This window comes from Paenibacillus sp. FSL M7-0656 (assembly GCF_038003225.1).
Taxonomy (GTDB): domain Bacteria; phylum Bacillota; class Bacilli; order Paenibacillales; family Paenibacillaceae; genus Paenibacillus; species Paenibacillus amylolyticus.
Window position 1 is genome coordinate 466,995 of record NZ_JBBOOT010000001.1, and the last position, 14,797, is coordinate 481,791.

Consider the following 14,797-nt stretch of genomic DNA (forward strand, 5'->3'; position numbering starts at 1 on the left):
CTCGTGTGCATTCAATGTGCATTCCATATCTATTCTCAGTACTCTAAATAGACATTACCTACAATACCTGTCGGTTCCTGAATCAGGAACTGGGACAGGAAATCTTGCTGTTCTTTTACAAGCGTATTCGTCACTTCAATCACAAGTCTGTTGCCCTTTGGTTCTAAATATCCGCTTGCTTCGTACGCATAAGGCGGACAGATTCGCGTTCCGATATCATGCCCATTCAGCCACACTTGAGCTACTTCGTACGGTTCATGAATGACCAGCCGCGCTGCTGCCGGTACTTCGTGCATATCGAACTCTATTTCATATCGCACGGTCCCCGAGAACTCGGGTAACATCGTCGGTACGGCAAGTGAAGTAAGTTCAGCACATGTCCCATATGCAGAGAATTCCGGGTATTGCTTAGCCGTTGCCAAGGAGAGCTTCCACTCTCCTGTAATCTCGTGTAGGTTGGTGTATGAACAATGTGCAGTTGAGACTTCCGCGATCTCCTCACTCAGTGCAGTCCCCTGCACAATCAACACAGATTCATATTTTTCGAGCCTCAAGGAGAATGATTGCTTGTTTCCATACATCCTGGTGTGAAGTGGTGAGAGTGTATTCGCAAAAGCATTATAGATGTACATCTCATCCACGCCTTTCAAAGCCGGAACGGTAATCGTGGTCTCAATCGCTTTTGCCGGATCTTCATTGAAGAACATATATACCTCACCGTCGTTATGACGGTAGTGGTAATAACGCAGGTAGGGCTGGTATTCCGAAACGGTGATCTCATACACATGGTCACTCCGCAGGCGCGTCGCCAGTTCATCTAGTGCAACAATACTCACAGATTTATGCTTCTTCAGATCTGACAACTCGCTCGTGCAATCCTCTCCTTCACTGCTTCGAGCAGGAAGTCCATCCACGAAATAGACCTGTAAACCCGCTTCGGCATAGGCAACCAGTTGAGCAATTAATTGACTCGGTAGCGCTTCGGCATAAGGAATAATCAGGGCAGGGAACTGTTCACGGTTCATCTGGAGTTTTCCGTCTTTCACCTGCGCCGAGATCACCAGTTCCGATGGAACGATGTCAAAATCTATCTGGTTCTGCGTAAGCTCTCTCGCGGGCTTCTGGAACAACATATACACTCCAGCCCACTCCGCTTCTGCATGATACAGAATGGCTGCCGGTGCAACATGCACACCATCCGATAACAGATGACTTACTCTGTTCATGTAGTAAGCTAGTATTGGCAGATACCGATACTGCGGATCATATCCGTTCGCGTATAGATGAGGTGGACAATCTGGATCAGGATACTTTTTCGGCGAAAATGCATGTGGCACAAAATGGTTCACACCCCGTACCAGCATGTGGTCCGTTAGCCATTTCATCAGTTTCAGCCCTTCTCCGAACCCATATGCACCGTACACTTCACACATGGTACGACCGTGCTTCTTAGGGTCCAGGTGTCCGAGTGAGGTTCCCATCTTCGCCATTCCATAATGGAAGAACTCACCGTCCCATCCAGTGGATGTGAATGATTTGTAATAGCCATCATCCATGCCTGGCAGAATCTGATGAAGCACCACGTCAATGCCGGACATATCCTGCCCCCACAGACTGCGATAGAAATGCCCTGTACCATAACCGAGTCTTGCATGAGCGTTATTGTCTTCAATGACATGCCCAATGTACTCTACACCATGGGCGCGACACCACTCTCCCAATCTGTCCGTGAAATGTTCTGCGTATAATCGAGTGATCAGATCCATGTAGCGATAGCGCATCTCTTGTCCTTTCACACCTGCATTCGCCCACAACAAGGGGAGTGAACGAATAACATCATCGTCGGATCCTTCCTGCTTTAACATGTCCTGCAAATCTTCACACCACGGAAGAATCATATCTAGGCGTCCGATGGAAGCCAGTGGTCCTTTTACATTGCCAAACCTTGGCTCATCCGAGAAAAATCCAGCCAGTGTCGATCCAAAATCATCTTTGTATCGATCATAATGTGCCTCGTACACCGTATCAATCAGCACCTGTGTGGCTTCGGGCACAATTGGATTCAGATATCCTTCGGTTGCTTTTTCCCCTCCATCATAGGTAAGAACCAGCGTAAAGATTCTCCAACGCCCCTCAGGCAGATCCCATTGCACCGTTCCTTCATGTAATTGTGAGGTCAGATCAACCAGGGAATCGGGATCAATCTCATCAGGTCCCGTTTTGCGAGCGGCAACTACACCAACAATCCGATCTTTAGCCGAGAAGACTTGCTTTTGTTCTCCCTCATGATCCGACTTTACTTGCTCCACTCCAACACTAATACCTCTCTGGCCGGGTCGTTGCAGCGCCCATTTCACCAGAATTCCCGCCTGAAGCTGGGGTCCGACGAAATCCTGTTGATGTATTTTCAGAAACTGCTTCTGGTACTGGGGATAATCCGTCTTGATTCTGCCAGCGGCATATCCTGTAGGAAAATGAGAATCATCCAGAATCCACACTTTCATCTTCCGGTTACGCGCCTCATCCATGATGATATCCAGATCTGTCCACCATTGGGGCCCTACAAAATCCGGATGCGGGCGGGATTCCACGCAAACCGCCTTGATGCCACTCTCATCAATAATCTGCATATGTTCACGCAGTACAAGTTCTTCTTCACCATGCTGCCAGAAGAAAGGCAAAATATAATTGTTCTCCCGGTTTTCCAACACCTCGGTCATCTTTCTCATCAAAAACCCTTCCCTTCTGCTAGACAGACAACTTCGTTGTTTATGCTCTCTCCTATCAATTAAGTGTCAAAATTACATATTATATAAAGAAAATCCCATATGAACCAAAACATAAATCAATACATTAAAATCCATTAATCAATCGTAAACAGACCAATATAAATATAAACAAAGATGTTTAATCACTTCACACTTTTAATATAGCGCTTTCAAATGAAGACCGAAATATCAAAACAGTACATATTGACTGTCATAAATTCAGATGTTAAGGTTACTACAAACTTCAGCCGACTGGAGGCAGTGAGCATGAATCACGACCAATTGGATGCAAAGCTTCGTAAGCTTACGGATAGGGATCTGCATTATCAGGCTCATCCTTCTGCACACTCTGCTACCTACGATTCATTGAAGAGAGTAGATCATGAAGGACAGAAAGTTTATGTTTTTGCGGACATGATTGGAGAGAAAGACAACATCACCATTTCCAAGCACACACGGTTTGCCGAGGTTCCGCTACATATTCACACTTTTATTGAGCTCAGCTTCGTATATTCCGGTCAGTGCACCCAGATCATCAATGGAAAAAAGGTCACGCTAAAGGGCGGACAGATCTGTATTGTAGATACAGGCATTCCCCACGCCATTCTGTCCACAACGGAAGAAGATGTGATTATTAATATTCTGATTCGTAAGCGTTACTTTTCCTCTTCTTTCCTGAGCAAACTGGCCAACAATGGCATTCTGTCTCACTTTCTGGCGAATGCCATCTCAGATCGTAAGAATCATAACCGGTACATTATTTTTCATTCCGAGAATAACACCAACATTCCTATCCTGATGAGACAACTGCTCTGTGAATTTTATGACCCGTCACTCGGCTCATCCGAGATGATGGATTCCTATATGCTGCTGATCTTCTACGAACTGCTGCGTGTGTTCCAGTACGACACGAATCGTCCTCGCACACTGACGCAGAACAAGGTGACGATCATTGAAATTTTGAAATATATTGAGAATCATTATATGGACTGCACCCTCACATCCACCGCGGAGCATTTCAACTTCAATGCCAACTATTTGTCCACCTTGATCAAAAAAACAACCGGTCAGACCTTCAAGGATCTGGTTCAGAGTGAAAAATTCAACTACTGCGCGTTCTTGCTCGCCAATACTAATCGCCCGATTTATGATATTGCCAGCAGTACGGGGCACAGCAACTTGAGCTTCTTTTACAAAAAATTTCAGGATCACTTCGGCATTACGCCTCAGCAATATCGGGAACAACATGCTGCCAGAATAATGGAATGATAGTGAATAAAGAACCCTTTGCATCTGTTATGGCTTCCCTCTCGGGCTCAGTGAAATGTTTATAGTTCAACCAATATTGTCAGCAAAAAAACAAAAATACTTACTCCCAGGCTTTTATGTCGCTACATGAGTTCCCTCGCAGTAATATTTAGATGAATACCTAATCCGAAATGCCACAATGTTCTTGTCTTTTTCGGCAAAGGAACCAAGTTCTTGTCCTTAGCTTGGGACAAGAACTTGGTTCCTTAAAACAAAAAAAGCCGCTATAATAGCGACTCCAATGGAACAATGTTCTTGTCCCTCGACAATAAAAAAAGTCGCTAAGCAGTTTGATTATAACCTGCCCTATCCTCGGTTTTATTGAGCTATCGTTTCCCGAATCTTTAGATTGCAGCTTCTTCCATAACTCGCCTCAATTTCTTTAGACAATACATTTGTTTGTTCCCCTAGATATTTCAAGTCGTTAGTCAGAACTGTTGTATCGTCGCCTAACCGAGCCATAACTGATACACTTACAACATTTCGAACATCAACATCATTACTTAAAGCCATTGTTCGATAAAACCCAAAATTATCACAAGTATTTTTTCCTCACTTTTGGTTAATTCATGGTTAATTTAATTGTGAACAACATTTTTATAATTTAACGTTATCTCTTTCCTCTTTAAGCAAGGTTAGTCCCACTCAACTCTTCGACTTGTTTGTTAAACTATCCTGCCCTTATGATACGGTTCGGCGTATTATCTGTAGAGCGAAATCGAAGGCACCCAGTAGGGTGCCTTCGATGTTCTAACTGTCTCTCTTTGGCAAGTTGGATAAACGAACTCAAATCCATCAACCAACCTTGTTGGGACACTCGATCATTGTAAAGAACGTGCAAGTGCTGCAACAGAACCGCGGAAATCGGGTCTGCCGTCAGCCGTCCACAAAAGCGCTGTCACAAATGTATGGCGATTCGGATCGTACAGCGGATCTCCTATAATGTTCTTGTACGTTCTTGCGTGAAACACAAATAGTGTCTCTTCGTCGTCCTCTGACACCGTGAAGGAATTATGACCGGGACCATACATTGAGATGCTCTCATCTGTCGAGAGAACCGCTATTTGCGACTTACGCCATGAGGTGGCATCGAGCAAATCAGCATCCGCATCGGCTTCAAGTAAGCCCATGCAATAATTGAAATCGGTGGCGCTAGCCGAGTAAGAGAGGAATACCCGATTACCCTTGCGAAGAAATGCCGCGCCTTCGTTCACTTTATAACCAATGATCTCCCAGTCATATTCCGGCATCGAAATCATCGTTTGCGACCCAGTCAGCGTCCACGGATTGCTCATTTTAGATATATACAGATTAGAGTTACCTCCGATGTTCGGATCCTTTTGTGCCCATACGTAATAACGGCTGCCATTATGCTCAAAGGTAGTGGCATCGAGGGCGAAGCTTTCCCATTCGGTACGAACCTGCCCCCTTTCCATCCAACTGCCTTCGAGCGGATTGGCATTTTCATTCTCTAGCACGTACATCCGATGGTCGAACAAGCCTTCATTCGTTTCCGTCGTGTGTGCGGCAGCGAAATACACGTACCATTTGTCATCAATAAAATGCAGTTCGGGTGCCCAAATATTGGCACTAAGGATACCATTCTCGCGCTTTCTCCAGATCACTACAGGAGTTGATGTAACAAGCTTCTCAAGGTTCTGGGCTCTACGGATTTCAATCCGATCATACTCCGGAACGGATGCTACGAAGTAATAATAACCATCCGAATGTCTGTAAATAAAAGGATCAGCTCTCTGTTCAATTAATGGTTGAATGTCGTGTGACGCTCGTTGTTGGATTTCCATCTTATCACCTGTTTCATCATAATATAGATTACCCTTTAACAGCGCCTGCAGTCATACCGTCTATGAAATATTTCTGAAAAGCAATGAATAGTATGAAAATTGGAATGATGGAGAAGAAGGAGCCCACGATCAATAAGTCATAGTTATTGCCATAAGGAGTTAACAACGTTTTCAAACCGATTGGAAGTGTATATTTACTCTGATCTCCGAGCACCATGAATGGCCACAATAGATTATTCCAGCTATTCATACCATTCAATATGGCCATTGCTGCAAACGATGGCTTCATAATCGGCATAATTAGTCTGAAATAAATCGCATACTCGTTTGCACCATCAACCCGCCCAGATTGAATAATCTCTTTGGGTATGCTTCGTAGATATTGCCTGAAGAAAAATATTGTCGCGGCATTGGCTATACCGGGCAGAATGATTGCCGAATAGCTATTCACCATTCCCAAATCATTAATTAGGCTGTACAAAGGAACCAGCAGTATTTCGAAAGGCACCATCATAATGAGCAAAACACATATAAAGAGGAAGTTCTTACCTTTAAAATGATATGTTGCAAAACCATATGCAACAAATGCGCTTACAAAAAGTGTTAAAACCACTTGAACGATTGTTAAAATCATACTGTTCCAAAACCACACAAAATAATCATGTTCTCCAGTAAACAGAAAGATGAAATTATCAAAACTCATGATTTCAAAATCCAAACTTAGGTTAAGACCATATCTAACTAATGATTCACCTGGTTTAAAGGAAGATAGGGCCACTGCGTAGAATGGGATCATAATTATAACGAATAGTATAATGAATAAACAAATAATTACTATTCTAGAGATGAAATCACTCCTCGTCTGACTTCTGCCCACTTTAATCCTCCTCCTTTTTGAACATTCCACTAAATTTCAATTGCGTTAAATTGATAACCATAGCAATGATTAACAGAACGATACCAACTGCAGCTGCGTAACCCAGCTTATTCTGCTCAATCCCTTGTCTATACAGATATCCAACAATGGTTAAGCCAATATTTTGGGGTGATTTGTTACCGTTGAACATCATCAGGCTCTCGGTAAACATTGCTAAACCTGCATAAACACTAATTGTTGTAACATATACCGTGGTCGGCTTCAATAATGGCATTGTGATCGTTCTAAACTTCTGCCAAGCAGATGCACCGTCAATTGAAGCAGCCTCATAATATTCATTGTCAATGCTTTTCAAACCCGATAGATAGTAAAGCATATTAACGCCTGTCCATCTCCAACATGCGAGGATTAACAGTGCTGCCATACTCCAATTTCCGTCTTTCAAAAATTTGATAGGCTCTACACCAAATAGACCTAGGAAACTGTTCATTAATGAACCTTCCATCTCACCGAATGTAAGGCGGAAAATGGTACCCGCAACTGCGACAGATGTCAATGCAGGGAGAAAGAAAGAAGATTTAAAAAAATCTCTTCCCATCATTAACTTACTGTTGATCATAACGGCGAATAACATGGGAAAAGGAATCAACAGCACTAAGGTTCCTAACATGTACACAACGCTATTTTTAATAGATGTCAAAAACACTTTATCAGTAAGTAATTTCGAATAATTTGCTTCACCAATCCATTTAGGATCCTGTCCCAGCATCCTATCTTGAAAGCTCATTACGAATGAATTTACAAGCGGAAAAAACCAGAATATCAAAAATATGAGTATAAATGGCAATACAAAAACATAAGGTGCAACTTTTTGAGAGTATACAAATTTCTTTATCATATTCTCAATCTCCCTTGACTATGGTTAAACCTGCCGACCACTGTACCTGCCGACAGGTTTAATCAAATCATTTACTTATTATATTTATTTCAATTCTTGTTCAATTGCTGCTTGTGCTTCATCCAACGCTTCCTTCACATCTTGGCCATCTTCAAAGATAGCATTCAAAGTAACCGTATTGAATATATTGCCGATGGTTGGTGAAGCTTTAACGGACTTTATCGCTCTAATTTCGTCCTTGATTTCATTCAAAGTATCAAATGCATTTGTTTTAAAGTATTGGACGTATTCATTTTCAGGGTTTTTCGTAACTGCATCATCTTTCCATACTTCCATGTTGATTGGGTCAAATCCAAGTGTATTCCAGATTTCAGTAGTAGCTTCTTTCGAAAGCTTAGCAAAGGCTACAAATTCTTTTGCCAACTGAACGTCTTTACCATTCTTAGTAACAACTGTGCCAGTACCGCCTAAGCCAACGGAACGAGGATTACCTTCTTCGAATACAGGCAATGGAGCTATTGCATACTTACCTTTAAGGTCTTTCATTTCGTTTACAAAGCGGGACATGTACCACTCAGGCATTAATGCACTTGCGTAGTTGCCTTTGTTATATTCGCCTTTTGCTTCTTCTGTGTCGGGTTGTCCGCCAGGGATCGTATGAATAACATTGTTCTTCTGCAGATCGACTAACATTTCAAACGCTTTAATCATTTCAGGCGAGTTCACTTTTGGATTACCATTTTCATCTGTAAAATCAGAATTTTGCTGAGCTAGTAGCAGCGATGCTTGGAACGAAGCTGATGTATCAGCAGTACCTAAGTACTTGCCAGTCTTTTCGTAAACCTTGATACCTGCTTGTTTGTAATCTTCCCAGGTTTTGATTGTCTTGTAGTCAACACCTGCTTCTTCGAGAATTTCAGTGTTGTAGAAAGCAAGCGTAGCACCTACGTGATAATCAAAGCCATAAACCTGATCGGCTTTGGAGTAAATCTCGACACGTGAAGGAACAACAGCGTCTTTGTATGGTGCAAATACATCATTCAAAGATTCCAGGGGAACGTTGTCACCTTCCAAGAATTTAGGGAATTGACCAAGCTCAATATCCGCGATATCAGGAGCACCTTTTCCGCTTGTAACTGCCAATAAGAGCTTGTTGTGCATATCATCGTAAGGCATAACCGTTACATTCAACTTAATCTGTTTGTCTGGGTTCTGTTGGTTCCATAACCCCAGCATTTTATCCAAATGCTTGCCGTGCAAATCTGCGAATGTCCAAAATGATAATACTGTTGCATTCTCACCGGCATTAGCGCCTAATTGTTGTGTTTCCGTTTTTGAACCAGAAGGACTACCACATGCAGTAAAAACAAGTGACATAATCAGGAGAGTAACGATGGAGATTAAAGCACTGCGTTTTTTCATTTGTTCGTCATCCTCTCTTTTTTGTTATGCATTTGAAAAGTCGGCTGACTAGTTAGTTCTGTTAATTTAAGCGGTTACAATCCATCTTGGCACCACCATCCTTAACATAATTCTAACCTTTCAAAGAAAAGACCCCTTCGCAACAATTTCTCAGATTCCATATTGTAAGCGCTTTACATGCCGTATTATAATATATATGAAATAAGCTTTATATAACCAATTGATTATAAAATCATAAAGTTTATGGGGAGATGCTACTCTTTGAAAAAGCTGGCGCTCTACAAACAAATTCGAGAAAACATTATACAGAAAATTAAATCAGGGCAGCTTCGGCCAACGGACCGCATTCCTTCTGAACAAGAACTAATGGACGAATTCAGAGTAAGTAAAATAACCGTCAGGAACGCCCTAACCCTACTAGCTGACGAAGGATTAATTATACGCGTACAAGGCAAAGGCTCATTCGTCTCTTCTAGTCTTGTTGTTTCTAGCATCAATTTCTCGCCATCCCCACGCAGCGCGTGCTCCATGCCGCTCATCGGCTTCATCATTCCGACGATGAGAACCCGTGTCATTCAGAAGCTCGTTGACTACACGGAACACTTCCTACAAGAAGCCTGCCTCAGCATGGTACTAAGCATCACGCGCGAGTCCTCCTCTATCGAATCAAACGTCATTCGTACACTAACGGAGCTCGGTGTGAAGGGGTTGATCGTTTTTCCAACAGAAGATGAGAAGTATAACGAATCATTACTGCGTCTGTCGCTCGATAAATTCCCGTGTGTGTTCATCGACCGCTATCTGCGCAACATTGAGACGTACACCATTACATCCGACAATTACGGCGGTGCGTATAAAGCTGTATCCCATTTGTTATCCAAGAGTCATCAGCAGATTGCGCTCATCTCACCTGAAAATGCCAATACAGCCGTCGAGGATCGCACGCTCGGCTTCGAGCAGGCATACACAGATCAAGGCATCTCGATTGACAAGAGCTTGTGGTGTCACATCCCTCTCGACATTCTACGCAGCGAGCAAGCATTGGACTATGTAAGCAACTTCTTGCAGAACCACAGTGGAATTTCGGCAGCCTTTTCCTTGACTGAAGAAACAGCACGCCTTACATCCGCCGCTATCAGTCTTCTGAACGTTCACTCAAATATCGACTTGCTATCTTTTGATAATCCACATCTTTCAGGCGTAGCTTATGTGCAGCAGGATGAACAGGAAATGGCACGAACAGCCGTAAAGCTGTTATGTGAACAAATGGATGATATCTATTCTCCCAAGAACGCCGTTATTCCCGTGCAACTCATCTTCCCTTGACACGACAAACGTTGCAGCCTACACAATGATCTTGTCTTCAGCTTGGGACAAGACTTGGTTCCTAAAAACAAAAAAAGGCACCTCTGTGGAGAGATACCTTTACCTATATTATCCGCAAGACATGTTTCTGGCTGAGCAACGGATAAACATTGAATAATGCTGCAGATTTCAAACACCATAAATAAATTTAGTTGTCATTGTATACAGCCTCCCTTTTTCGCAGTACCACTACGATATCTGTCTGAGGTACAAATAAATTATAATTCGTTACATGGACTTGTCTCGTTTCGGTTACTGATTCTATCTTTAATTCAGGAGGAAGACAGCGCTCTATGTGAGTAATTAATGTTTCTTTGGTAAATCTCCAAATTACACCATCAATCGAAGAGTTCGCCATATAACCACCGTCCGTTACAGAACCTGAAAGAGACTTGAGAACAACCGGGTCCGCAATAATGATAGATCCACCGTCACGTAACAGTCTGCAGCTCTCTATGAAGGCTTTTTTGTGATAGCGAATGTGATGAAAGCTTCTTGCAAACAAAATCATATCGCAACTATGATCAGGTAAAGAAGTCGGTTTATCAATGAAAGCATGGATATAAGAATTAAACCTTCCCCACTTCTTTCCAAGTTTTAGAGCATTTATATTCGGATCCATGTTGAGAAAACGAACATCCTTCTGCTTGCGAAGATACTTGTTCAATAAACCTGTACCACAGCCCACCTGAAGAACATCGCCCTTTAAAGGGGGTAAAACTTTATAAACATTACGAGGAATAGGAAAATTTTGAACGTACATGGCCAATTCGTAGAAAATCGGATAACGCTCTTGCAATCGAACCAATTTACTGGTGTAGAAAGGATTCCGCTTTTTGTGACGTTTAAAGTCCCATTTGTTCAAATAGTAGATAGGGGTTAACAGCAAGAACAGAATAATAAAGACACTTTGGACGCTATAAATTCCAAGTTTACTAAAACGATCATTGGAATTATGAGACATCATTTGTTTAGAAGTATTCAAAATGATCACTCCCCTCTCACAACGCTATAAATGGTGTAGAACCTCTTTAACATAATAAACGAATCCAAAATATGGTTGAATGCGCCGAAAAATACAGACATACTGTCCGTAAGCAATGCTTCCTTCCAAATGACTTACGAAGCGAAGGGAATCTGATCATGCACAATTCAATCGTATTTAGAGAAGAGTATTTTTTGACTCCTTCACCCCCGTCCATTTGAAGCTGACAAAAGAAGAGCCGTTTACGTTGATGCATCACATGTGTTTCAACCACTGGATTTGAAAGAACAGGTTCCGTTATAATTATGAACTGTCTGTATAAGCCGTTTTGGAGATATCATTTTTTCGTGGAGGCCCCAATTGGACAATGTTTGTCGAGCGGCGTAACGAATTTCGCAACGTATTCGAACAAATGTTACATCAACAGGAGGCTGATGCTACGCCTTATTTAGCTGCTGCTCAATATAAATCATAGTCGTCTTGGTTTGGAATGGTACAATGTTCTTGTCCCGCGTCAGTCCTCCAATACTATGTCATTGAAGTTAACTTTATTGCATAAGAAAACATCTTCGTTAGACTCACTTTTCCACATAGATAGTTATCTAAGTGGAAATTTGGACATGTTCTTATCCCTCATTTGAGCATCGAAAAAGCCGCCCACAGGCGACCTTTTGAGCAAGAATACGATTTTCAATTTGAAGTATGATCATTAAGACGATGGATCATATAGGTCTGCATCATGTTCTTCGATCCAATCAATTTGCCTGAATCCATAGCCAGCCATCGTTTGCTACACATCCAGCACCTCTAATTCCGGTGCCTGCCAAGGCGTTTTTTTCGTTTCCATCGGTCGTCCCCGCTATCTACAAAAACTGGAACCAAGATGCGAGCACCCTTAAATTACTTGTGCGATACAAACTTTTTAAGATACGATATGTATCTTTGTTGAAATTATAAGACACAATACGTATCTAAGTAAACAACTATTTCATCCCTTTCTATGGGTTAAGTATTCCCCTGTAGCGCTACTGACCCGAGTTAAAGCCCACTCTCCTCTATATAGCTTTTTTATTTTGATACTCATCTAATCGTTAATCGGACTATTTTTGATCTGATCACTGAAGTGAAGAGCAGTAAAGAAATCATTCATGAATTGATGGCTGACTTTATTAAGGAGTAGCACAGGTCACCTGGATCATATGATATCAAACAAACCGATAACTGACTTGTTTCAGTTGTCGGTTTGTTTTTCAGAATTTGTTAAAACCTTATTTCAATAAATGCTTTGAGATCCTATTCTCATTCCAGTCGTATACTAAGACACTATTCTCACGGTAGTCCAATACAGACCCTTTTACTCCATTAAATTCGTGAATAGAGGCCAAAGTTTTTACATCTAAAATATACTGGGTGGTAAGCAAATCTACATATAGGTTTCCTTCTACCGTTTTCTTTGCTGTCGGCAGACCGTCTCCCTCAGACATATTAAAATTCGATAGTACCCTATCCTTTACTAAACCCTTCTGGTTGAACAATCTTAATTTTTTGGTTTGAGGATTAAATACCATATAATCATCCCCAGCTTGGAAAGCAAACCCAAATTGATCGATTGTTCTTCCCCAGATAGCGGAACCTTTTGGAGATAAAGCTATTAGTTTACGCGTATTTGCTTGATATACTGAAAACACAAAAGTACCATCATCGAGTGCAAAAGCAGTATAAAAGTTGACTCCTGCTCCCTTTGGGAATGTGTATTGAAATGAGCGCTGTAAGGAAGAGTTGTATACTTCAACTTTTTGAGCATTGCCTTGCTTTGTTAACAGCTCTATGGCGATTTGGTTCTTCGACACAGTAGTTAGCTTTCCGGATACCACCTTACTTGCTTTCTGCTTGCCATTTTTATCGAAAGATAGTAGTTGTACCGTTTCTGCACCGATTGTATTCGATTTCTGACCTGCAATAATTAAGTTTCCGTCACTCATGCGATATAACTTGCCATCAAATGCCCCTAGATCTTGTCCTACGCGCTTACTCCAATTTTCCTTCCCTGCAGGGCTCACAGAATAAAGAATTCCTGGAAATGAGAAATAGGCGTATACCGTACCGTCTGGTGCATAAGCAAAAGGATATTCTGTACTTGGCCATCCGTATCCCGCCTTTGCAAACGAGAATACCCATTTAATCTTTCCTGTTTTGGGATCTACGGCTCGAAGTGTATCGGGTGACCAAGCTTTTGTCTCAGAGAATCTTTCTTCTCCAACATGTAAGTACAGCGTATCTTTTCCTGGCACATAAAAACTCTCTGGTTGAATCGATATGTAATCTTCATTCGGTGATTGAGTCCAAACCGCTTGTGGCAAGAATTCATAATTCTTAGCAGCCACCACCCCACCAACATTTGCAAAAACCAGGGTAGCTACCATGAGACTAATTAACTTCTTTTTCATACGAAAACCTCAACTTTCCTTTTTGAATTGATACTTCATAACCGGAGTTAGATTCAATAGGGTTGCCCCTTATAAACTTGCATTGTTTTCCCCTCTCCTATTGGACTATATAATTTTATCGACATTATTTCACTATTATTAAGGAATATAACATGACATTTTTTGAAAACACCTAACAGCGACATATTTCATTCTTCGTAGCATACTGTTTAGAGGCGCTAATCCGCTTTGATGCAGCAGCGCTCTAGTCATCCGAGAGTGCATCTCGATAATCGGTAGCAGCCAAGAATTGTTGCTCATGGTAACCACTGCCTCTCAATTGAACAGTAACGTTATTAATATATGGGTAGTATTCACTTAAGGCTGTTTGGCTATCTTTAGCTACGTACATGACACTCGTTGTGGAGATGGGTAATCCTGCTAAACCTGCTTTAATCGCACTTGCTGGTGGTCCTCCTACTGTACGCCATATCGGCATTTTCCCATGTAATGGTTGGGGGATGATTTAGGTATGATGTAGTGGTGCCCGGAATTCACCTTGCCATGTAACACGTTCTTCTTCGTTAATCTTCAGCAGTAAAGCCAATTTCTCTTCAAACAATTCTTCATAGTTACTCACATCAAAACCTAATAACTCATATGCACCTAGACGTGAACCACGTCCTGCTACAATTTCCGCACGTCCATTTGAAATCAGATCCAACGTTGCAAAGTCTTCATAGATCCGTTGCTGTACAGAGATGCGCTGGCCTGTTAAATGGAATAGAGACCGATCTCCATACCTTTTTCTTGTTGAATACGATATTGTTCCATCTTGGTCTGTCCTTCCATATGAGCTCCATGGAGGCCTAGAAACCAAAAGTTGATTTCATCTCAATTTATTCGTTGAACTTACTGGCACCTAGTCCGAGCTTCTTGAGAA

At 41.8% G+C, this 14,797-nt stretch carries 9 protein-coding genes and 1 pseudogene; 2 read left to right on the plus strand and 8 right to left on the minus strand.

What is annotated here, in order from left to right; all coding sequences use genetic code 11:
• Nucleotides 1-35: 35 nt before the first annotated feature.
• Entirely contained in the window at nucleotides 36-2,729 is a 2,694-nt protein-coding gene (locus MHI01_RS01995; RefSeq protein ID WP_340982396.1) for a glycosyl hydrolase, read from the minus strand.
• Nucleotides 2,730-3,035: 306 nt separating this feature from the next.
• Between MHI01_RS01995 and MHI01_RS02000 the strand changes: the two genes are divergently transcribed.
• On the plus strand, nucleotides 3,036-4,037 hold the full coding sequence (locus MHI01_RS02000) for a helix-turn-helix domain-containing protein (RefSeq protein ID WP_036673655.1): 1,002 nt from the start codon (nucleotides 3,036-3,038) through the stop codon (nucleotides 4,035-4,037).
• 860 nt (nucleotides 4,038-4,897) lie between these two features.
• Here MHI01_RS02000 and MHI01_RS02005 read toward each other — a convergent pair.
• The 4 genes from MHI01_RS02005 to MHI01_RS02020 all read right to left on the minus strand — a co-directional run bounded on the left by MHI01_RS02005 (nucleotide 4,898) and on the right by MHI01_RS02020 (nucleotide 9,078).
• Nucleotides 4,898-5,881 carry a glycoside hydrolase family 43 protein gene (locus tag MHI01_RS02005; RefSeq protein WP_340982397.1) on the minus strand — a complete coding sequence of 328 codons (984 nt, stop codon included), beginning with the start codon at nucleotides 5,879-5,881 and terminating at the stop codon, nucleotides 4,898-4,900.
• A gap of 28 nt (nucleotides 5,882-5,909) precedes the next feature.
• The gene (locus MHI01_RS02010; protein WP_405159396.1) at nucleotides 5,910-6,728 is read right to left on the minus strand and encodes a carbohydrate ABC transporter permease; all 819 of its coding nucleotides are present in this window, start codon (nucleotides 6,726-6,728) and stop codon (nucleotides 5,910-5,912) included.
• Nucleotides 6,729-6,759: 31 nt separating this feature from the next.
• On the minus strand, nucleotides 6,760-7,656 hold the full coding sequence (locus MHI01_RS02015; protein WP_340982398.1) for a carbohydrate ABC transporter permease: 897 nt from the start codon (nucleotides 7,654-7,656) through the stop codon (nucleotides 6,760-6,762).
• A gap of 84 nt (nucleotides 7,657-7,740) precedes the next feature.
• Nucleotides 7,741-9,078: an ABC transporter substrate-binding protein gene (locus tag MHI01_RS02020; protein WP_340982399.1), complete on the minus strand. Its 1,338-nt coding sequence runs from the start codon at nucleotides 9,076-9,078 to the stop codon at nucleotides 7,741-7,743.
• Between the two features lie 261 nt (nucleotides 9,079-9,339).
• Between MHI01_RS02020 and MHI01_RS02025 the strand changes: the two genes are divergently transcribed.
• On the plus strand, nucleotides 9,340-10,404 hold the full coding sequence (locus MHI01_RS02025; protein WP_340982400.1) for a GntR family transcriptional regulator: 1,065 nt from the start codon (nucleotides 9,340-9,342) through the stop codon (nucleotides 10,402-10,404).
• A gap of 187 nt (nucleotides 10,405-10,591) precedes the next feature.
• On the opposite strand, the gene MHI01_RS02030 is transcribed toward MHI01_RS02025, so the two are convergent.
• From MHI01_RS02030 to MHI01_RS02045, 3 genes and pseudogenes are all read right to left on the minus strand, one after another.
• Complete coding sequence (locus MHI01_RS02030; RefSeq protein WP_076250501.1) at nucleotides 10,592-11,428, minus strand: class I SAM-dependent methyltransferase; 837 nt, start codon at nucleotides 11,426-11,428, stop codon at nucleotides 10,592-10,594.
• A gap of 1,268 nt (nucleotides 11,429-12,696) precedes the next feature.
• Nucleotides 12,697-13,875: a hypothetical protein gene (locus MHI01_RS02040; RefSeq protein WP_340982402.1), complete on the minus strand. Its 1,179-nt coding sequence runs from the start codon at nucleotides 13,873-13,875 to the stop codon at nucleotides 12,697-12,699.
• Between the two features lie 256 nt (nucleotides 13,876-14,131).
• Nucleotides 14,132-14,602: pseudogene (locus MHI01_RS02045) on the minus strand (LLM class flavin-dependent oxidoreductase); the annotation flags it as partial.
• Nucleotides 14,603-14,797 lie beyond the last annotated feature (195 nt).

Bases quoted from the DNA above. Each gene is read 5' to 3' on its own strand.
- MHI01_RS01995 (WP_340982396.1), bottom strand. From the start codon at position 2,729: ATGAGAAAGATGACCGAGGTGTTGGAAAACCGGGAGAACAATTATATT.
- MHI01_RS02000 (WP_036673655.1), top strand. From the start codon at position 3,036: ATGAATCACGACCAATTGGATGCAAAGCTTCGTAAGCTTACGGATAGG.
- MHI01_RS02005 (WP_340982397.1), bottom strand. From the start codon at position 5,881: ATGGAAATCCAACAACGAGCGTCACACGACATTCAACCATTAATTGAA.
- MHI01_RS02015 (WP_340982398.1), bottom strand. From the start codon at position 7,656: ATGATAAAGAAATTTGTATACTCTCAAAAAGTTGCACCTTATGTTTTT.
- MHI01_RS02020 (WP_340982399.1), bottom strand. From the start codon at position 9,078: ATGAAAAAACGCAGTGCTTTAATCTCCATCGTTACTCTCCTGATTATG.
- MHI01_RS02040 (WP_340982402.1), bottom strand. From the start codon at position 13,875: ATGAAAAAGAAGTTAATTAGTCTCATGGTAGCTACCCTGGTTTTTGCA.